Consider the following 20,123-nt stretch of genomic DNA (forward strand, 5'->3'; position numbering starts at 1 on the left):
CAGCTTCTGCAACACCTCAGCCAGCGACTTTCCTGCCGCCAACATCGCTTGCCCCTCCTGCAACAGCTTCACAATCTGCTCAGGCTTACGTCGTCGTCGCTTCGTCATCAAAGTCTCCTCGAACCAAAATCGGTCGGTTGACTCTCATAACATCTGGATCAGAAAATGGGGAGCACGCCATAACCATTCGCAACTCTGCGTCGGAATGGCCTCGCAGTTGTTGAGATCGACTGAGTGGGGATTCCGGATACCGACACATCAGGTGACGGAATCCCTGCCAGGATCAACACAATCACTTCCGGAAATGGTCTCCGGGGAAGTACAGAATGCGAAGCGCTCAAAACGTGTTTCTCTTCTCGACGGAGCGAGGGGAGAGAAGCGTTCTTCAACGCGTTGATTGGTAGCGACTGCAAGGCGCATTGCGGACAGGGCACTTCATCTGCGCAAGATGCCTTATCGAGTCAATTCGAAGGGCGATCCGAAACACTCCCGATTCGAGTGCGATCCTCTCGCTGGCTTGAAACAATTCGCATCAGCAAACTCGGAACGCTTTGATTGCAACGCGTTCATTCAAGTGCCGAGAGACTTTGCTCATCGTCTAGGCAAAGATGTCTGTCACTACATGACCGGAGACGTCTGTGAGCCGAAAATCTCGCCCAGCATGGCGATAAGTTAATTGCAGATGATCCAGGCCCAGCAGGTGTAAGACTGTCGCGTGCAAATCGTGAAGATGGACTTTGTCTTCGACGGCATAGTATCCGTAGTCATCGGTGGCGCCGTATTGAATGCCTCCTCGTACTCCGCCTCCGGCAAGCCACATTGTGAAGCCTTCCGGATTATGATCTCGCCCATTGTTGCCGGCCCCCTGACAGGTCGGCGTGCGTCCAAACTCTCCGCCCCATAACACGAGTGTATCTTCGAGGAGCCCTCTCGACTTCAGATCAGACAACAGAGCAGCAATCGGTTGATCGACTTCTGCTGCATTTTGCTCATGTCCTTTCCGCAGGTTTCCGTGTTGGTCCCACTGCACATCAGTATTACTGTGCGTCACCTGAATGAACCGGACGCCTCTCTCTGCGAAGCGGCGAGCCATCAGGCACTGCCGACCGAAATCCGCAGTGACGGGATGATCTGTTCCGTACAGCTTGTGAGTGCTTTCACTTTCTGAAGCAAGATCGAGTGCTTCGGGCATTTCCGTTTGCATTCGAAAAGCGAGTTCGAAGGATTGAATTCGAGATTCGAGTTCAGCATTGTCTCCCACAGAAGCGAGAAAGTTTCGGTTGAATGACTGAGTCAAATCTAGTTGAGCCCGCTGCTGCTTGAAGTTCATCTCTCTATTTTGAATGTATTTGACACGCACCTGCTCGGAGGACTGGCTTGCGAGCCCGAGAGGTGTCCCACTGAAATTCGCGGGAAGAAAGGCAGCCCCCCAGTTCTTCGTTCCTCCATGTGCCAGTGTCGGACAAATCGTAATGAACGCCGGTAAGTTCTCATTTTCGGTCCCAAGACCATAGGAAATCCACGCTCCCATGCTTGGGCGAACAAAGGTGTCACTTCCTGTATGAACTTTCAAACATGCCCCACCGTGTGCAGGGTTCGAACCGTGCATGGAGTTGATCAGACAGAGATCATCGACGCACTGAGCCACATTCGGAAATAACTCACTCACCGCGATTCCGCTCTCCCCGTACTTCTTGAACTTCCACGGGGAACCAAGCAGATTCCCGGTGGGAGCAAACTGAACACGAGGCTTTTCAAAGGGAAGCGGCTTACCGTGATCTTCTTGAAGCTTCGATTTGTAGTCGAAGGAGTCGACTTGCGACGGTCCTCCTTTCATGAACAGAAAGATCACTCGCTTTGCACGCGGCGGATGATGGGATCTCTGCGTCTGTTCCCCTGAGTGCGCCTTACTCGAAAGCATCGAAGCCAGCGCAAGGGAGCCGAAACCAATCGATGATTGCTGAAGAACTCGCCGTCTTGAAAGAAACATTGCTTCTCTTTCGTACTTTCACACCGCGCAACTTACGACTGCTGTAACCGAACGTTAATAAAGTGCGAGCAGATATAACTCATTAAAACCGATCGAATCAACAACTCGCTTTAACGAAGGTAAAGAAATTCACTCGAAGAAAGAATCGATTGGCAGAGCGCTCGCCAGGCTCTCAGCCGACTGCTCACTTCACTCCTGGAATCGCTCGAACTCTCCTCTTCGGCTGAACTGTTCTCAGTCGAAACGATGGACACCTCGAATTCCGCTGGATCCTGTGAATCATCCTCTTCGAAATACCTAAGGAATTGAATGACTTCACTCGATTCCGTCTCCGTGGGAAACCGTCCGTAAGCTTCTTCAAACAGGCGTGCAATACGTTGTTCCGTTGTCAGTTCGCACTCTAAGATTCGAACAGCCATTGACTCCGCCATCTCATTCATGAACGGAGAGTTCATCAAGAACAATGCTTGCGGTGACGTTGTACTCGAATCACGATCTCCACTGAGCACACTTGCGTCGCTGTAATCAAAGAGTTGAAACATGTCGTAAAGATGGTTTCGGATAATCGGGATATAAAGCGATCTCCGTTGACTCTCGTACGCGGTCGCATCCTGAGATGTATGGTTGAAGACAAGAGTCCTGTTCGGCGTATTGATCACAGGCCCCCCGATTGTGCGATCGAGCTCTCCGCTCGTCGCCAGAATTGCATCGCGAACAGCTTCCGCTTCCAGTCGGCGGACACCAAACCGACCGTAGCTTCTGTTTCCGGGGTCCTTCTTGACCAGCATTGCCCAATCATTGACCGCTTCAGCTCGATCTTCAACGTCCTCGATCTGGCTCGGATGACTCGCTCGTTGATAGGTCTCCGAGAACATGATGTGACGATGCATTTCCTTGATCGACCATTGATCATCGATAAATCGCGCCGCCAGCCAGTCGAGAAGCTCAGGATGCGTGGGAGATTCTCCCGTTATCCCGAAGTTATCGACCGTTGCGACGATGCCTTTTCCGAAATGCCATCGCCAGATGCGGTTGACCATCACACGGGAAGTCAGCGGATTCTCTCGCGATGTGAGCCAACGGGCGAACTCCAGTCGGCCGCTTCGATCTTCCGGAATCGAGGGCTGATGATCACCGACAAGAACGCGCGGGAATCCTCGCGCGACGGTCTCGCCCAGCGTAAGATGGCTTCCGCGAATATGGATCGCGGTGTCCGCGACAGTTCCTTCAGCGACCGCCATTGCATGAGAAATTTCCGGGGCAGCCTCTTCGAGCTTCTTCAACTCATCCCGAAGCTTCTTCAACTCGGCAGCAGCTGTCTCAGAGAACTCCTTTTCTTCAACTGGATCCGGCTCGGGTTTCTCAGCCTCTTCCACATCCGTCGGAGAAATTTCAGCAGCTCTTTTCTCAATGACTTCACGCTTCGCGAGTTCAACTCGTTGAGCGATTTCTTCCTTCTTCTCAGCGACAAGTTGTTCGTGGGCTTGTTGCCGAGACAACTCTTCGGCGTTCGGGATTGCGACTTCGTTCCATCGGGCGACGAGTTTGAAGGTCTCCATCGTCTTTGTGCTTTTGAAGATCCCGGCGAGAGCGTAGTAGTCCGCATGTTCGATCGGATCAAATTTGTGAGTATGGCACCGGGCACAACCGAGCGTGAGCCCCATCACGCCACGTCCGACGGTGTCGACCTGCTCATCGACGATATCCATCTCCATTTTGCTTTCGTCGACTTCGGCCAGAACCTTCGGACCAATGACCAGATATCCGGTCGCGATCAGTTGTTCGTGGCCGGTTGTCGGCTCTCGGTCCGGAACTAATAAGTCGCCAGCGAGTTGCTCAACGAGAAATTCGTCATACGGCTTATCTCTATTGAACGACTGGACAACGTAGTCACGATACCTCCACGCGTTTCCGTGGGCAGCGTTCTCGTCCAACCCATTGGAATCTGCATAGCGCGCGACATCAAGCCAATGCCGCCCCCAGCGTTCTCCGTAATGCGGGGAATTCAACAACCGCTCAACAACTTTATGAAAAGCATCTGCCGAATCATCTTCAAGAAATGCATTGATCTCTTGGATCGTCGGCGGAAGACCGGTGAGATCAAAAGTCGCTCGTCGAATCAGCGTACTCTTGTCTGCGCGGGGCAGGGGATTGAGTCCCTGACTCTTCAGATCCGCGAGCACAAAAGCATCGATCGGATGAGCAACTTGACGCGTTGATGATGTGCTCGCCGAAGACTTATCATCCCCCGGCTCAATGGATGATTCCATTTGGGGAACGTCTGGGGCGACGATCGGCTGAAAAGCCCAATGCTTGCGTCCCGCTTCGAGATCGATGGTTGACGTCGGTCGAACATGTCCAACCTGACCGGATTCCGGATGCGGAGACCCTGACTCGATCCAATGATTCAAGTCTTTGATCTGCTGGTCTGTCAGCCTCTCGTCGGGAGGCATCCGGAGGTCATTGTCACGGTAGCTGATCGCATTGCTGATCAAGCTGCGATCCGGTTTGCCTGCGACCATTGCCGGACCGGCATTTCCGCCTTGCAGCATGCCAGCGAGGGTGTCAAGTCGCAGCCCGCCTTCCTGCGTCTCCTCGCCGTGACAGTCGTAGCAATGCGTCGCCAGAAGCGGTCGAATCTTGTTTTCGAAGAAGCGAATCTCCTCCGCCGTTGGCTGCTCCTGAACCTTCGACGGCGTCTCATCTGCTTTCACGAACGCCGTGAGAGAACAGAGAACCAGAAGTACAACACTCGTTACAGCACCAGTTCGATTCATTCCCGAAGGTCTTCCTTCGTTACTCATCCCAGAGCAGAGTCGAGCGTGACATCGCCAGGACAATTCTTCGAATGTGTGGTGAATTAACAGTTCAATCCAAAACAGAGACCATCACCCACAACGGGTCATGGTCCCTGACTGGAATCAACTCCGTGGAACGAAAGCACTTCGATTGAAGATGACTCTCGTCCGTGGAATTACATATCGATCTCGAAACCCTTTCGATACTCTCTCGAGAGGAACGTGTTGGCTTGTGAATCCCCGACGATTTCTCGCTTTGCTGGATCCCAGTTGACAGCCCGTCCCAATCGCATCGCAATGTTGGACAGGTGACAGATCTCAAGCATGCGGTTGTGAGACCAGACATCGGAGATCGGCTGTTTGCGGGAGTTCATCGCATCGATGAAGTTGGCCGTGTGATTCTCGCTAACCGGTCCGCCGTAGACTTCTTCAATCGCTCCACCTGGAAGCGGATTGGATTCAAGATCTTCGACAGGTTTGCCGGTGATTTTGCCTCGATTGACAAAGAAGCGGCCTTCGGTGCCTTCAAAGAGAATTCCATTGTCACCTTCGCTGGTGATGATCATCTCAATGTCATTCGGCATATCGACCTGAATGTTGAATTGGGTCGCTGCGTTGTACTGATCATCAACGACAGGGTAACCCTCTTTGTACTCCACAGGCAGCGTGTAATCGAGCGGTGTCACCCGACTCGGACCTGTGTCGCTCGCTCCGATTGCCCAGCAAGCAATATCGACATGATGAGCACCCCAGTCGGTCAGTTTACCTCCGGAATACTCATGCCAGTTGCGGAACGAGTAGTGACAGTTGCTGTAAAGCGGTACGCCTCCGCCGTAACCTTCTCGCATCTCCGGGAGCGCGCGATAAGCAACTTTCGGTGCTGGGCCAAGCCAGAAGTCATAGTCGAGTCCCTCGGGAGTCTTCACTTCGGGAATCACTGGAGATGCTTGCATTCCGTTGATCCCGCACGTCACCTTCTTCACTTTCCCGATTCGACCATTCTTGATCAAAGCGACGGCCTGAAGGAAGCGCTGCCCTGACTCAGTACGCTGCATTGTTCCTACCTGGAAGACGCGGCCAGTCTTGTCGACAGTCTCTTCAATCAGTTTCCCTTCGTCGATCGTAAGAGTCAGTGGCTTCTCGCAATATACGTCTTTCCCCGCGAGCATCGCTTCAACGGCGATCTTGGTATGCCAATGATCAGGTGTCGCGATCATCACAGCATCAATGTCGTCGCGATCGAGGATCTTTCGATAGTCTTTGTAACCGTCTGGTTTCTTTCCCTGTCGCTGGGCGGCTTTCTCAAGATTCTCTCCGAGCACATTCGCGTCGACATCAGCAAACGCAGCGAAATCGGCGAACTTGAAGGACTTGTTCGTGATGCCCCATCCTTGATTGCGAAGACCAATCGTTGCAAAGACAGGTCGCTCGTTGGGCGACTGAAACGCGAACGAACGGCTCGCAAACGGGACGAGCAATCCGGCGGTCGCAGCCGCTGTCCCTTGCAGGAATTGACGACGGGTTGTCTGTTGATGAAGAGTCATTCGGGATTTCCCTTTTCGGCTGGAACGTGAATTATGAGAAACGCTCACTCTCACTTCGCGAGGCAACATTGCCGCAGCAACACAAACTTCTCGCTCAGTGGTGGAATGATGAATCAGGCAGGATTGATCATTATTGACTGCTTGTGCAAGGACTTTCAACACATCGGGTCAGATCTGTCCCGTTCTGCCTCCGCTTGAACGGCCTCGCACAAGTGTATGACGAGTCACCAAAAACGTTTCCAATTCGCCGAACAGTTCGCCAAAATTACTCAACTCGATGTTTTCCGCTCTCAATTTGAGATGCCGCAGCCAATGAGACCATTCGCAACGAATCAACAATAGAAACCTGCTTGGCCGATGCGTTTTGCGTAATTTGTGCATTCGTAAACACATCGAGTGCAGACCAATGATTCAACAATGGTCAAAGGAACTGAACTGATGCCGGACTCGCCACGCAAGAAACGTTCACGCAAACACTCGCAAAACGGCCAGTTTCGGTGGGTTCTGATAGCTCTCGTCGTACTGGTTGTTGTTGGTGGCGGATTGCTCTGGACGATCGGTCCCAAGCTTCTTGACAGATTCCAGCAAGCACAGCTACACAACCAGATTAAAGAAGTCCGTGATAAGAATTTTTCAGGAGAGACAGTTCGGGAGATTCATCTTCCCGTAGGAATCTCATTTAAAATTCCGCAAGACTTCAAAGGTCGACAAATCATTCCGAACGGCGACGTCAATCTCTTCTCGGTGACGCACAAGTTTTCATTCGGAACCCAAAACGCAGAAGACCGACTTCTCCTCTCATACGGAACCCTCAGTTTTCAGGGGCAGGGCGGATCTCCTCTCGAAGCAGTCATGATGCATTCGCCCGCCAGTTCACTGCTCGCCAACAGCGATCTCACCAATCAACAGGTTGTTGCTGATGAACAGGGAGATTGGAATGCATTTCCCTATCGGGACATCACGGTCACAGGTGCCAACAATCTCCAAGCCCGGGCTCGCTTGTTCCTGATTGAAGAGACTCTTCTAATCCTTGAAGCGACCTGGACACCCCATAGCGCTCCGCGAGCGAAAAGATTCTTCGAGTCCATCTCCTACGCGAAACCAGCATCAGATGTGGCCCGAACAAAGACGCTGCCTGAAGGCGAAACAGACCTTCTGAAGCGAATCAACGTTCTCACTGTTTCTCAGTCGGCGATTGGATCGATTTCGATGGAGGAATTGTCAGCCCTCCGCAGACTCAGGCAGCAATTCTCTCAATTCCGGTCGAGGCACCAGAGTCGTACGAGATGCACCTGCGTGTTCAGCGTGCATTCGGAAACGAATCATTCAACGTAGGTCTTCCGATCGGCGACTCAATGGGACTGCTGGTGATCGACGGAATCGGCGGAAACATCTCAGGACTCGGAACAATCGCCGGAGCATCACTCGATCAGCGCTCAGACGCAGTCACCGGTTCGTTCCTCAGTTCGAATCCCGCAGACATCGTGATCAACGTCACCCCCAACTCCATTCACGTCACGTGCGACAACACAACTCTCGTCGACTGGACCGGCGATCCCTCCACCCTCGAAGTCCGCAAACAATTCTGGAAAGTCGACAAACCAAAACTCTTCTTCGGAAGCTGGGAATCCGAATTCATCATCCGCTCCGCCACCATCCGCAAACAACAAAGCGGCTCGCACTGACAATGCAAGACAACATCAATGACTAACACATAAGCTCCGATTACAAGTCCTGGAATCACCGACTCAGTTACTGCGAGAGTCACCGCAAGCACGACTAAGCAAATCGAGAAGATGTTTAGCAGCGTTGCGGAACTCGCCAAGAAGTTTCTCGTTTCTAAACGGCGACCATTTCCTGTGTGATTTTTAGATGAATCCATATGCTCGTAGTTTGTCGTTCTCTTGACTCAATTTGAACTCCTATCGTTGTTCGTTGAGATCCGCGAGGGTCTTTTTGATCAGGTTGGGGACGTAGGAGTTTCCTCGGGCGGGGGTCCAGTCTCCTTTTTGGGGGAGGTTTTCGATTTTGGATTTGATCGGAGCGGCGCGGTCGTCGAGGAAGTCGATGGAGTTGAGGGCGAGCATGGCGACGTATGCTCCGTGGTTTTCGGCGTTGGCGCATTCGATCAGGGTGTTGAGCGCGATCCTTACGTCTTGCTTGTCTCCGTAGCGGCCGAGAGCTTCAGCTGCGATGACTCGCACGCTGGGAGAGGGGTCTTGTCTGGCCATTCGGCGGAGGCGTTTCTGGGCAGAGGAGACACCGGTTGATTCGCGAATCAGCAGGCCCATGGCTGCCCAGTACCGGACCGCTGAGGTGACGTCCCTGAGCATGTCGACGAGGAAGGGGATTTCCTGCAAATCTTGAGAAGCTGCCGATGCTGCAACAGCTTGGATTCGCTTAATCGGGAAGATCTCTGGTCCTGCGTGTCCGATTTCATAAGGAGTCAGGTTCGGCCACGCGTTGTGCAGTTCGTCTTCCGGGAGAAAACCGACGTCTTTGACATCGAAGACCCAGTCCTCGTGAGCTTTTCGCAGTTCCGCGAGGACTCCTGCATGCTCGGGAGACTCAACCAGGTTATTGACTTCGTCGGGATCCGCTTCGAGATCATAAAGTTCCTCGAATGGCTTCGTCTGCCAGAAGAGGCTTTGCGCTGCGGTCAGTTCTCCAGCATCGAAGAGTTCTTTCCATTTACGAGTCGTGGGCGTCACGAACATGTAATCGATGTACTGTCCATAAACCTTATGGGGCATGTAGTGCCGGAGATAAATGTATCGCTTGCTGCGGACTGTGCGGACCATGTCGTAGCGCTCATCCATTCGCCCTCGGAATCCGTATGCGTATTCCTGCGGAGGGTCAGCGAATGCGCCCATGAACGGATGGCCCTGCATGTGTTCTGGCGGTTGTGCGCCAGCGAGGCTGATAATGGTTTGAGCGAAATCGATGAACCCGACGAGTTGTTCAGATTTGCCGCCTGCCATGTAGTCTGTCGGTGCAAGACCTTGAAACTTCTCGGGAACATGAATGATCAGCGGAACGCGAAGTCCGGAGTTGTAGGGCCAGCGTTTATTCCGGGGCATGCCCGATCCGTGGTCTCCGTAGAAGAAAACAATCGTGTCGTCAGCGAGGCCTTGCCGTTCCAGTTCGGCAATTTGCTCGCCGAACCATTCATCCATTTTCGTGATGTTGTCGTAATACTGCGCCCAGTCCTGTCTGACTTCGGGTGTATCGGGGTGATACGCAGGAACACGGACCCCAGCGGGGTCATGCACTTGCTTATGAGGACGTGTTCGGATTTTGCTCTCGTGTGTGTTTGTCTGATTGAGGACGGCCATGAATGGCTGATTTTCCTTCAAGTTTGACCATGGGTTCCTTTTGTCTACGGCATCCCAGACTTCTCCTTCTTTGGCAAGGTTGTAGTCTTCTTTGTGTGGGTTGATGCAGAAATAACCGGCGTTGCGCATGTAGACAGGATACATGTGGAAGCCTTCCGGGAGGTTGGTGAGGCTTCTCATATGCCCAGATCCGGTGCTGGGAGGGTACATTCCGGAGATGAGAGTTGTTCTTGCTGGAGCACAGACGGGGGCTGTGGACCAGGCATTGAGATAGGTCAAGCTGCGCTCGGCAAACTTATCGAGATGAGGAGTGTCGGCGTAGTCGTCTCCATAGCATCCAAGATGCGGGCCAATGTCTTCAGCGGTCAGCCAAAGAATGTTGGGCTGTTGAGCGGAGAGTGGCTCGGGAAGAAATGTGAGGAAGGCGAGTAACGCGAAGCAAATGATCGAGGAACGCATCATTTTTCTATCCGATCTATCAATAAGCAAATGTCGATCTCGAATCATGCAGATACGAAACCGCCAACGCAAGCGACTTGGTTAAATCACTCGCTCATCGAGTGCAGATCGAGCTTCTGTGGGCGGCAAGAGCTTCGCCCGCGACGACAATCGATTGCGAAACAAAAAGAACGGATGCCGTTTCAGGCTTTCGACTTCGCAACTCGTCCCTCTTCCAAGATTTCAGCCGGAACCTGTTTGAGTTTCCAGACGAGACCGAGTTTTTCGAGGCACTTGAGAATCAGATAGGTGATATCAATTTCCCACCAATAGAAACCTTGCCGGGCAGATCCCTGATAATAGTGGTGGTTGTTGTGCCAGCCTTCTCCGAACGTGATCAGTGCAATCAGCCAGTTGTTGCGGCTGTCGTCACCGGTGCTGAAACGTTGCGTTCCCAGGACATGGGCGAGCGAATTGACGAAGTAAGTGATGTGGTACAGGGCAATCGTTGAAAGCAGGAATCCCCAGACTAGCATTTGCCATGGACCGGTATTCATCGAAGGTGCCCACTTCTGAAGGGCTGCTCCGAGACCAAACATCGCAAGGCTCAATCCGACTGCCGGGAGCATATGATATCGCTCCAGCCATCTCAGTTCCGGAAACTTGAGCCAGTCCTTGATCACGCGTTCGTCGGTTTCTGAGTTTTCAGGAGTCAAGAACCACCACATGTGGCTCCACCAAAAACCGTGATGGCGCGGCGAATGCACATCGGCTGGCTGATCTGACCGACGATGATGGTGCCGATGATGGGAAGCCCACCAGAGCGGTCCACGCTGAGCCGCCATACAGCCAACCATTCCTCCGATGAACTGGACAACACGAGAGGTTTGAAAGGCTTTGTGTGAGAAATAGCGGTGATAGAAGCCGGTCAAAGCGAACACACGCACGTATAGCGTGAGAAGAAACACGATTACCGCAATCGGACTGACTCCAACCCAAAAGACGGAGAAACAGAGCAGGTGCAGCACGATGTAAGGGCCTGCGTGGTTCCAGTCGATCGCGGACCAGCCTGTCGGAACAGGAACATCACTCGAATAGTCTGCAGTCCTGAATTGTTGAGTGGTATCAATCGAATCCAGTTCTTGTGGTGCAGCATCCTTCTGCAGCATCAAACAGTTCCTCATTGAGGCGTGACTTGTCTCACTTCAAAGACTTGGTGCGGCTCATGTTGAAGTGATCTCGAAACCAATGAAAGTCGTAGAAGAGTTCTAGTGGAATCGAACGTCGGTTCCAATTGAGTCCCTCGATTTTCCGCCGTTCAAAAACGTTCTGTGAGGCTGAAGTTACCTGTGCGGTCAACAAATCGCGCTCGACCGAGACACCAACTGAGACAGCCCGATTCGAATCGTTTTCCGGTCAGATATTGTTGTCGTAGAGGCTCAACAGCCCTTGAGAATGAGTCCAATTGAAACAGGGCTGCGCTTTGGGCGAGGAGTGATCCGCGCATTTCCAATTTGTCAAGTGGACGATCGCCGCTTCGCGTTTCCGCAATTCAACACGGTTCCCGACGGCAACATCCACGATCCGTTTCTGTCTGTCATGTCAGTCGTCTCGGATTTGCTGGCAACATCAATTATGCCGACTCGCTTTCTTCTGGCAGGTCTTTTCCAACTGATCGAGAACTCACCTAGTGGAAGTCTGCGCAGAAGATAACGATTATTCGGATTCCACTGACTGCAACAAATTGAACTGCGAAACCGATTTTTCTTCCATGGAAATTCTTTGAGACGGGTCCGCAGCTCACCTAGTTTCGTCAACCAGCACTAGTGTAAATTGACTAAACCCCCCTAGAGCCCCATCAGTCTACGTCATCGGAATCCTCGAATCCCCTGAAGAGCAACTGTGGTCAATCGACTTTAGAAAAGCAGGAGAGGGCACCTTGTCACTCACAAAAGCATTACTTGCAGTTGCCATCTTTGGCGTCGGAATCAGTTCTGGGACTGCACACGCCGGGCTCGAGCTTGAAGTCTACTCACAGGACTTCAACAATCTGAACGGGACGTCAGCTTTCGTGGATGCTGGTTCAGTACTTGGCACGGAATGGACTTTTCAGTCACCGAATCAAGGCCGGGCAAGAGTCCGTGACTGGAGCGCATCGCGCGGAGGAGTGTTGATCCTCGATGATCGTGTTGACAACGGCGCCAATGCGCTCAGTGAAGCGATCTTGAATGTCAACCTTTCGTCAGTGACGAACGTCAAACTGAGCTTCCAACATTATGATGCGAACGATGAAGAACACCCAATGGGAACGTCCATGTTTACGGGTTCGAAGAATGCTGACGGTGTCTCGATCAGCAGCGACGGAGTGAACTGGTTTCCGATCGTCGATTTCGATCAGTTTAACAACTCATGGAAAACTTACGATGTTGACCTCACTGCTTTCGCGGCGTCTGCCGCGTCGAGTCTGCTCGATTTGAACGGAAACCTGCAAATCAAATTCCAGCAATATGACAACTGGTCATACAATGCCGATGGTCGCGGATTCGACAACATTCTCATCAAGGGGGAGACGGTCGATTCCAGTCTCACCGTTCCTGAACCTGCGACAGCATCGTTATTCGTGATGGCGATCGGGGGATTGGCTGGATCACAGACACTGAAACGTCGCCATCGGCGTTCGTCCCAGAAATCCTGAGTATCCATCCCCCCTCGGAATCAATTGCTTCTCTTGTTGATCACCTCGTTGACGTATTTCAGACACTCAGTTCAGAAATGGACTGAGTGTTTTTTGTGCATTGCAGATCTTTGTGAACTACAGGGGCCACACCTCTCTTTCGAAGCAGCCTCCGCGTCACAGGGCAATCTCGGTCAATCGCTTGACGATTGGGGCCTGCGTTTTGCAGATCAACTCATGCGGAGACCTTCACATTGAATCGAGTGAAACAATTTGAATCGAAGTATCCGTGAAGAGGAAAATCGCTCCGGACGATTAAGCGCCCCGAACGCTTGCTCTCTGCAGACGACTGCTTCGACATCCACTCGATGAGCGCGTCCTTTAAGAACTGAGAATCGCCGCCGTATGCAATCTGGACTTGTCAAGTTTTTTCTCACATCGCGACGTTTCCCAGTGTCAACGCGTCTTCACTCCGCAACATTGGCTGACAATCCAGGGAGCCTGTAACGCTTGCATCAGCTTTAACGACTGGGCAACCTCCTCAGATTCTCGCCCGAAATGCAGGCCTTTATCTACTGATTTTACAGTCGGCGACTGGGATGGAGTCGGGAAAGTAACGGTTCTTCGGATTGCGCAGACTGCAGCAACTTGATCAGCGACTTCGGGTTTTCCCCTAAGGGAAAGTCTTTGTGAAGGGTCTGCGGCACACCTACCTTCGTGCTTCACAGATGCTTGAGAGTGACTTCCCCCAAGAACTCTCGCCAAAACATGTGCTTCAAAACTCGGGATGAGTACACGGCTGGAGCATGAACTGCTGTTGATCAACTTTTGAAGAACTGGAGATGTTACGTTGTCACTCACAAGAACGTTCCTTGCTGTCGCAATCATTGGTGCCGGGATCAGCACCGGAACAGCGAATGCTGGCCTGGAGATCGAGGCCTATTCACAGAATTTCAACAACCTGAACGGGAGTCGACGCTACGTCGACGCTGATTCTAATCTTGGTGCGGAATGGTCATTCAATTCGACGAATGAAGGTCGCACACGCGTCTATGACTGGAGAGGTTCACGAGGTGGGGTGCTGGTCCTCGATGACAAGTATGGAAACAACACCTATTCATTGAACGAAGCGATCGTGAACGTCAGTCTGTTGTCGCTGACGAACGTGAAGCTGTCGTTCGAACATTACGATTCGTACGACGAAGAAAACTCAATCGGTACGCGAATGTTCACTGGCTCCAAAAATGCCGACGGAGTTTCGATCAGCAGCAACGGAGTCAACTGGTTTCCCATTGTCAACTTCAATCAATGGAACGGAACCTGGAAGACCTACAACGTCGATCTGACTGCGTTTGCGGAATCTGTTGGTTCAAGCTTGCTCGACCTGAGTGGAAATCTGCAGATTAAATTTCAGCAGTACGACAACTATCCGCATGGCTCTGACGGTCGCAAATTCGACAACATTCTCGTCACGGGCGAGTTGGCTGGACCGAATCTGACTGTTCCGGAACCTGCGACAGCATCGTTGTTCGTGATGGCGGTTGGGGGATTGGCCGGATCACAGACACTGAAACGTCGCCGTCGTCGAGCGTCCCAGAAATCCTGACAAAGCATAACTCTCGGAATCAATTGCTTCTCTTGTTGAACATCTCGTTGAAGCATTTCAGCACTCCGTTCAGAAATGGACTGAGTGCTTTTTTTTGCGCTGAACACAACCCGCACCTCTTCTCTGTCTTACCCACTATTTCCTGGAATTCCGCCAACATTCCTTGAGTTGTCCAAACAACGCCGCCGTCGCTCTTCACTTGATGCTTGAGCCCTCCCAAGGACTCGAAATGAAAGCAACATGAATCGAAAAATGCGCAGCGAAGAAAATCTCTCCGGACTATTGCAATTCGTCTTTGACGGAAGCAGACTACAAACTCTATAGGGCAAGGAGTGCTCTCGTCTCGGGGAATGTCGATTCAAGCATTGACCGAGATCAGGCAGGCAGTCATGGAATTCGCACTGCCTCACTTGAGTTTTCCTGTTTCTTCAAACAAGAGATGTGGTCGTAATCCATTTCGGATTTACTTTTCAACACCGATCAATCTTGTCTCGACGACAATGATGCCTATCCGGAGAAAGCCCATGTGGTGCAACTTTCAATCGTCTTGCTGCGCAGTCGTCGCAGCGTTCGGTTTTACTTTGGTCGGATCAGTCGCAGTCGCGGATGAAGCTTCTGTTCGAGAATCGCTGAAGTCCTACGTCATTGCCTTCAACGAACAGGATGTTGAAAGAGTCGGGCAATTCTGGACTGAGGATGCTGAGTACGTCAATCGAGATACCGGCGAACAGCTGTCCGGTCGCTCTGTGATTGTTGAGGACCTTCGAAATCTTTTCGAAGAGAATCCGGACTTAATACTGAGTGGAAGCACTTCGCGCGTTCGAATGATCAGCGATCAAGTGGCACATGCTGAAGGAGTCACTTCCGCTGTCATCCCGGGGCTTCCTCCAACGGAATCAAGCTTCACAGCCATTCTCGTTCATCAAGACGGGAAGTGGTTGATCGACACCATCGCGGAAATGCCAGTTCCAGTCCCGGAATCACCAATGGATGCTTTGGCGGAACTCGACTGGTTCGTCGGTCGTTGGGTGGATGAAGGCGAAAACGCCTCGGTCGAGTCAAACGTCCGCTGGTCTCCTTCGAACGCTTTCTTGATCCGCTCGTACTTCATGATTGACGACGAAGGAATCACTCAGGAAGGGACACAAGTCATCGGATGGGATCCTCGCAGCCGTGAAATCCGCTCCTGGACATTCAATTCAGACGGTTCTTTTGGCGACGGAGTCTGGTCGAAGAACGGCGAAAAGTGGTTGATTCGATCGAGCCAGACCCTCCCCAACGGAAATGCCGCAGCTGGCACATATGTCTTAACTCCCGTCGATGAAAACACCGTCACCGTTCAAGTGATCGGGCAGGAAGTGGAAGGCGAACCGCAACCTGCCTCTGATGTCGTGACAATGTTCAGAGTTGAAGATGCTGGAGTGGATGCTCCTGCCGAAGAGTCTGTCGAAACTGATGTACCCGGCGAAACTGACGAATCGAACTAAGGAGCGCTCAGCATGTTTTCAAACAAGAGATCAATGGCTGCACTTGCAGCCTTAGTGATGCTGACATTCTCCACATCCGAATTGTACGCAATCGGGATACGCGGTGGTGGAGGAAGTCGCGGAGGCAGTTCAAGCTCTCGAGGCGGAAGCAGTCGTTCCGGGAGTTCGCGGGGAGGAGGTGGTTCAAGCCGACTCGGTGGAGGCGGATCACGGCCGTCCTCTCGTCCCAGCACGCCGAAACTCGGCGGAGGCAGCGGAAGCCGTCCAAGCAACAGTCGCCCCAGCAGCGGGGGAAGTCGACCGAGTATCAGCCGACCATCCGTGAGTCGTCCGAGCCCGAGCCGTCCGAGCCCGTCTCGCCCTGGTTCGTCCCGCCCCAGTCCTTCGCGTCCAAGTTTTGGATCGGGATCAGGATCGTCACGACCATCGTTTGACCGTCCGACCGCTTCTCGGCCAAGTCCGAGTCGTCCGTCAATTCCAAGTCGACCGAGCGGCGGATTGAAACCGTCAACTCGACCTTCCACTCCGAGCACGAGACCAGGATCAAGCCGCCCCAGCTTCGGAAACATCGGAAGCGGAAACCGGCCAGACATTTCTCGTCCCGGTTCGGGAAGCCGACCATCGACTCGGCCCAGCTTTCCAAGTATCGGCGGAGGAAGTAGCAGCCGACCTTCGCCTCGTCCCGGAATTGATCTCGCCGATCGCCCCGGCAGCGGTAGCAGACCGGGTAGCGGGACACGTCCAACTCGCCCGACTCAACCAAGCCGTCCCGGAAGTGGCAGCAGACCCGGCACGAGACCGACACCGGGAGGAATTGGAGACTTTCTCGACTTGGACCGACCAGTTCGTCCCGGCACACAGCCCGGTTTCACTCGACCTGGCGGAGACCGACCAAGTGTCTCTCTTCCGTCTCGTCCAGGAGGAACTCAGCCACCACGACCCGGAGGAGATCGACCGACGATCTTGCCCAGTCGCCCCGGAGACAATCGTCCACCCGGACAGGGAGGCAACAGACCTCCAAGACCGGGCGACGGAGGTGATCGACCAACAATTCTCCCTGGCAATCCAGGAGATGGAGGAGATCGACCACGTCCACCAAGACCAGGCGGCGGAGGAGATAATGATCGCTTTCCGAATCGCCCAGGTGGTGGAGGAGACAACGATCGCTTCCCAAATCGTCCGGGTGGTGGAGGAGACAACGATCGCTTCCCAAATCGTCCGGGTGGTGGAGGAGACAACGACCGCTTCCCGAATCGCCCAGGTGGTGGAGGAGACAATGATCGCTTCCCGAATCGACCGAATCGCCCAGGGCGACCGGGGGGAGGAATCGACTTCGGAAACGTCCACTGGGGCAACAACACGATCATTAATAATCGACCGAACTGGGTGAACATCAACAACAACCAGATCGTCAATATCAACAACCGCTGGAGCAACCAGATCGGCGGAATGCACAACTGGAACACGCGATACCCAGCACGGGCTGCGCGTTGGAACAACTGGGGAAATGGAGTCCGCAATAACTGGTGGCACCACAATTATCACAATCACTGGTTTGATAACACATGGTGGTCCAGGCACTCATACAACTGGGGTGGTTGGCACTACGGATACCGTCTTGGTTCTTACCCGGCGAATTACTGGTGGGGCGTACCAACCTTCGCCAGCTTGACGAGTTGGTTCACCTGGCCAGCTCCGACAGCTGCCTGGTCTCAGCCCGTTTACTACGACTACGGACAGGGCGGCAACGTCTATTACGACAACAGCACCGTCTACATCAACGGAGAGCAAGTCGCCTCAGCCGACGAGTTCGCACAGTCCGCAATGCAACTGGCCACAGTTGAAGCTCCTCCTTCTGAAGAAGAAGCAGCTGACGCCGAGTGGATGCCGTTGGGTACGTTTGCCGTTTCCACTGCCGAAGATGATGCAAATCCGATTCGTGTTTGCCAGCTGGCAATTAATCGGGAAGGGATCATCAGCGGGACGCTCTATAACAATCAGACCGATCAGGCATTCACCATTCAGGGACGGGTCGACGAAGAGACGCAACGCGTCGCTGTTCGAGTCGGAGAGAGTGAGAACATTGTTGTTGAAACAGGTCTCTACAATCTGACGCAAGACGAAGCTCCGGTACTTGTTCACTACGGAGCTGATGACGTCGAAAACTGGCTGCTGGTCCGTCTGGATTACCCGGAAGATCAGGAAGATTCGGGAAGTCTGTAAGAATACATTCACCGATCATCGACAGGGTGTTTCCCTAACAATGCTTCGCTGACATTTCATTGTCATTAACCAGGAACTGAAGAAATGATCTCACTGACTACGCTCGCAAAACGCCCTTGCAAAGCTTCACAATGTTTTGCACTTTTGGCTGTCGGAACTTTGTTCATCTCAGGCTGTGATCAAAAACAGATGGAAGACGCTGAGAACTCCGTGAAGGAAGGCGCCAGCGAACTCGGCGAATCTGCATCTGATGCAGCCACTCAAATGGGTGAAGCTGCCAAGAATATGAAAGACGCAATGGGCGAGAAGTTCACCGCAGCCTGGGACAAGGCAAGCGAGAAACTCAAAGAGGTTGAAGGCGGCAGCGAGATGCTGACCAACATCAAAGACTTCTTCAAAAATGCCGGGGAATCGCTCTCCAGCATCACTGACGAAGCATCCGCAGAAAATGCGAAAGCTAAGTTCGCTGAAATGACCGAAACCGTCGAAGGCTGGGGCCCAAAACTTGCAGAAATGCCTGAAGAAGCTCAAACCGCCTTGAAGAGCGTCCTGGCATCAGGAGCCGCTCATCTCAAGACACTCGTCGAGAAAGTCAAAGACAACGAACTGTATCAGGAACATGTTCAGCCACAAATCGATGCTCTGATGGAAAAACTCCACGCCCTCGCCGGCTAGACATTGGTTTGAAAATTCTTTCCTGAACTCACAAGAGCGAACGGAGCTTTCGTCTCTTTGCTTCCTTCAGGAGAGTCATCAGAAACGAGCAAATCGCTCGATGATTTCAACACGGGTTGTCGAAAATCCTTAACGACATTTCGGCAACCCGTCTTTATTCGTGTTTATGAAGTGGAGCGAGAGAATGCGTTGGGAAGGCCGTCGCGGAAGTGAGAACATTGAAGACCGACGCTCAATGCGAGGTCCGGTTGTTGCAGGTGGCGGAATGCTGGGACTTGTCCTGATTCTGATCATCATGTGCGCAGGCGGAGATCCTCGCCCGATCATGAACCAGATGCAGCAGGCGCAGCAAAAGCAACCTCAACAGGGGCCTGTTGAAACCGACCCAGAAGAAGACCGACTCGCCCAGTTTGTCTCAGTGGTTCTGGCGGACACCGAAGAAGTCTGGTCAGATTTGTTCCGACAGGAAGGCGACTCGTATCGACCTCCAACATTGGTCATTTTCACGGGACAAGTTGCTTCCGCATGTGGGTATCAAGGATCAGCAACCGGACCGTTCTATTGCCCACTCGACGAGAAAGTTTATATCGATCTGAGTTTCTACGAAGACATGAAAACGAAACTCGGGGCGCCGGGGGACTTCGCTCAGGCATATGTGATTGCTCATGAAGTTGGGCATCATGTGCAGAAACTCTTGGGGATCAGCGAACAGGTTTCGAGCCTCCAGCAAAGATCAAGCAAAGTCGAGGCGAATGAATTATCAGTCCGACTCGAATTGCAGGCCGATTACTTTGCGGGCGTCTGGGCTCACCACGCTCAACAAAACTGGCAGATTCTGGAGCCAGGCGACATCGAAGAAGCCCTCACTGCTGCCACTGCGATCGGAGATGATCGTCTACAAGAGCAGGCTCAGGGACGTGTCGTTCCCGAATCCTTCACCCATGGGACTTCTGAACAGCGAACAAGATGGTTTGTTCAAGGGCTGAAGAGCGGTGACATGAATGCGGGCAATACGTTCGAAATCCCTTATAGCCAACTCTAGTCTTCGTCATCCATACTGAAATTCGATGTCGACATCGCGGTGGCCTGATCGAGCGATCGATTTGAACATCCGATCAGTAGAATCGGTACGTTGATGCGCGATCAACTGTGCCGACTGAAAATCCATTGTTGTTCAAGAATCTGTCCACCAGTCTTAAAAAGTACCAAGCACGAACGATTCATTTAGAGGCTATCCGGAAACTGAGGTTTTGTGAAAGTCTGGTTTTGTTCACACTTTGCGGTTCATCAACGCAAAGGAGTGCACGGTGTCCGAGGCGATTCGAAAAGCGTACCCAAGTGACCTGACTGACC

The 20,123-nt window shown here is 52.6% G+C and carries 14 protein-coding genes; 8 read left to right on the forward strand and 6 right to left on the reverse strand.

What is annotated here, in order from left to right; genetic code table 11:
* Nucleotides 1-598: 598 nt before the first annotated feature.
* From KOR42_RS23560 to KOR42_RS23570, 3 genes are all read right to left on the reverse strand, one after another.
* On the reverse strand, nt 599-1,990 hold the full coding sequence (locus KOR42_RS23560) for a DUF1501 domain-containing protein (protein WP_146512292.1): 1,392 nt from the start codon (nt 1,988-1,990) through the stop codon (nt 599-601).
* A 110-nt stretch (nt 1,991-2,100) separates the two neighbouring features.
* A complete protein-coding gene (locus KOR42_RS23565; RefSeq protein WP_146512293.1) occupies nt 2,101-4,767 on the reverse strand; it encodes a PSD1 and planctomycete cytochrome C domain-containing protein in 2,667 nt (888 codons plus the stop codon).
* Between the two features lie 197 nt (nt 4,768-4,964).
* Entirely contained in the window at nt 4,965-6,332 is a 1,368-nt protein-coding gene (locus KOR42_RS23570; RefSeq protein WP_146512294.1) for a Gfo/Idh/MocA family oxidoreductase, read from the reverse strand.
* Between the two features lie 438 nt (nt 6,333-6,770).
* Between KOR42_RS23570 and KOR42_RS23575 the strand changes: the two genes are divergently transcribed.
* Nucleotides 6,771-7,667 (forward strand): hypothetical protein, encoded by an 897-nt coding sequence (locus KOR42_RS23575; protein ID WP_146512295.1) that lies wholly within the window; start codon nt 6,771-6,773, stop codon nt 7,665-7,667.
* Complete coding sequence (locus tag KOR42_RS23580; RefSeq protein WP_146512296.1) at nt 7,619-8,017, forward strand: hypothetical protein; 399 nt, start codon at nt 7,619-7,621, stop codon at nt 8,015-8,017. Before KOR42_RS23575 ends, KOR42_RS23580 begins: the two co-directional genes overlap by 49 nt.
* A 237-nt stretch (nt 8,018-8,254) precedes the next feature.
* Here the strand turns inward: KOR42_RS23580 and KOR42_RS23585 are convergent, their stop codons facing one another.
* The gene (locus KOR42_RS23585) at nt 8,255-10,129 is read right to left on the reverse strand and encodes a sulfatase-like hydrolase/transferase (RefSeq protein WP_146512297.1); all 1,875 of its coding nucleotides are present in this window, start codon (nt 10,127-10,129) and stop codon (nt 8,255-8,257) included.
* Nucleotides 10,130-10,308: 179 nt separating this feature from the next.
* A complete protein-coding gene (locus tag KOR42_RS23590; RefSeq protein WP_197441514.1) occupies nt 10,309-11,274 on the reverse strand; it encodes an acyl-CoA desaturase in 966 nt (321 codons plus the stop codon).
* 770 nt (nt 11,275-12,044) lie between these two features.
* Here KOR42_RS23590 and KOR42_RS23595 point away from each other — a divergent pair.
* From KOR42_RS23595 to KOR42_RS23605, 3 genes are all read left to right on the forward strand, one after another.
* Complete coding sequence (locus tag KOR42_RS23595; protein WP_146512298.1) at nt 12,045-12,800, forward strand: PEP-CTERM sorting domain-containing protein; 756 nt, start codon at nt 12,045-12,047, stop codon at nt 12,798-12,800.
* 829 nt (nt 12,801-13,629) lie between these two features.
* A complete protein-coding gene (locus tag KOR42_RS23600) occupies nt 13,630-14,385 on the forward strand; it encodes a PEP-CTERM sorting domain-containing protein (RefSeq protein WP_146512299.1) in 756 nt (251 codons plus the stop codon).
* A gap of 524 nt (nt 14,386-14,909) precedes the next feature.
* Nucleotides 14,910-15,872: an SgcJ/EcaC family oxidoreductase gene (locus KOR42_RS23605; RefSeq protein ID WP_197441515.1), complete on the forward strand. Its 963-nt coding sequence runs from the start codon at nt 14,910-14,912 to the stop codon at nt 15,870-15,872.
* Here the strand turns inward: KOR42_RS23605 and KOR42_RS23610 are convergent.
* A complete protein-coding gene (locus KOR42_RS23610) occupies nt 15,869-16,465 on the reverse strand; it encodes a hypothetical protein (protein ID WP_146512301.1) in 597 nt (198 codons plus the stop codon). The genes KOR42_RS23605 and KOR42_RS23610 overlap by 4 nt on opposite strands.
* Before the next feature lie 238 nt (nt 16,466-16,703).
* Between KOR42_RS23610 and KOR42_RS23615 the strand changes: the two genes are divergently transcribed.
* From KOR42_RS23615 to ypfJ, 3 genes are all read left to right on the forward strand, one after another.
* Nucleotides 16,704-18,095: a hypothetical protein gene (locus tag KOR42_RS23615; RefSeq protein WP_146512302.1), complete on the forward strand. Its 1,392-nt coding sequence runs from the start codon at nt 16,704-16,706 to the stop codon at nt 18,093-18,095.
* Between the two features lie 84 nt (nt 18,096-18,179).
* Nucleotides 18,180-18,770, forward strand: coding sequence for a hypothetical protein (locus KOR42_RS23620; RefSeq protein ID WP_146512303.1), 591 nt, complete (start codon nt 18,180-18,182; stop codon nt 18,768-18,770).
* A gap of 184 nt (nt 18,771-18,954) precedes the next feature.
* The gene (gene ypfJ, locus KOR42_RS23625) at nt 18,955-19,812 is read left to right on the forward strand and encodes a KPN_02809 family neutral zinc metallopeptidase (protein ID WP_146512304.1); all 858 of its coding nucleotides are present in this window, start codon (nt 18,955-18,957) and stop codon (nt 19,810-19,812) included.
* Nucleotides 19,813-20,123 lie beyond the last annotated feature (311 nt).

This window comes from Thalassoglobus neptunius, from assembly GCF_007859735.1.
GTDB classification, from domain to species: Bacteria; Planctomycetota; Planctomycetia; order Planctomycetales; family Planctomycetaceae; genus Thalassoglobus; species Thalassoglobus neptunius.

Coding starts and splice junctions, on each gene's coding strand:
- KOR42_RS23610 (WP_146512301.1), bottom strand. CDS start 16,465: ATGTCTGGCCGGTTTCCGCTTCCGATGTTTCCGAAGCTGGGGCGGCTT.
- KOR42_RS23565 (WP_146512293.1), bottom strand. CDS start 4,767: ATGAATCGAACTGGTGCTGTAACGAGTGTTGTACTTCTGGTTCTCTGT.
- ypfJ (WP_146512304.1), top strand. CDS start 18,955: ATGCGTTGGGAAGGCCGTCGCGGAAGTGAGAACATTGAAGACCGACGC.
- KOR42_RS23605 (WP_197441515.1), top strand. CDS start 14,910: ATGTGGTGCAACTTTCAATCGTCTTGCTGCGCAGTCGTCGCAGCGTTC.
- KOR42_RS23575 (WP_146512295.1), top strand. CDS start 6,771: ATGCCGGACTCGCCACGCAAGAAACGTTCACGCAAACACTCGCAAAAC.
- KOR42_RS23570 (WP_146512294.1), bottom strand. CDS start 6,332: ATGACTCTTCATCAACAGACAACCCGTCGTCAATTCCTGCAAGGGACA.
- KOR42_RS23560 (WP_146512292.1), bottom strand. CDS start 1,990: ATGTTTCTTTCAAGACGGCGAGTTCTTCAGCAATCATCGATTGGTTTC.
- KOR42_RS23585 (WP_146512297.1), bottom strand. CDS start 10,129: ATGATGCGTTCCTCGATCATTTGCTTCGCGTTACTCGCCTTCCTCACA.
- KOR42_RS23580 (WP_146512296.1), top strand. CDS start 7,619: ATGCACCTGCGTGTTCAGCGTGCATTCGGAAACGAATCATTCAACGTA.
- KOR42_RS23590 (WP_197441514.1), bottom strand. CDS start 11,274: ATGCTGCAGAAGGATGCTGCACCACAAGAACTGGATTCGATTGATACC.
- KOR42_RS23620 (WP_146512303.1), top strand. CDS start 18,180: ATGATCTCACTGACTACGCTCGCAAAACGCCCTTGCAAAGCTTCACAA.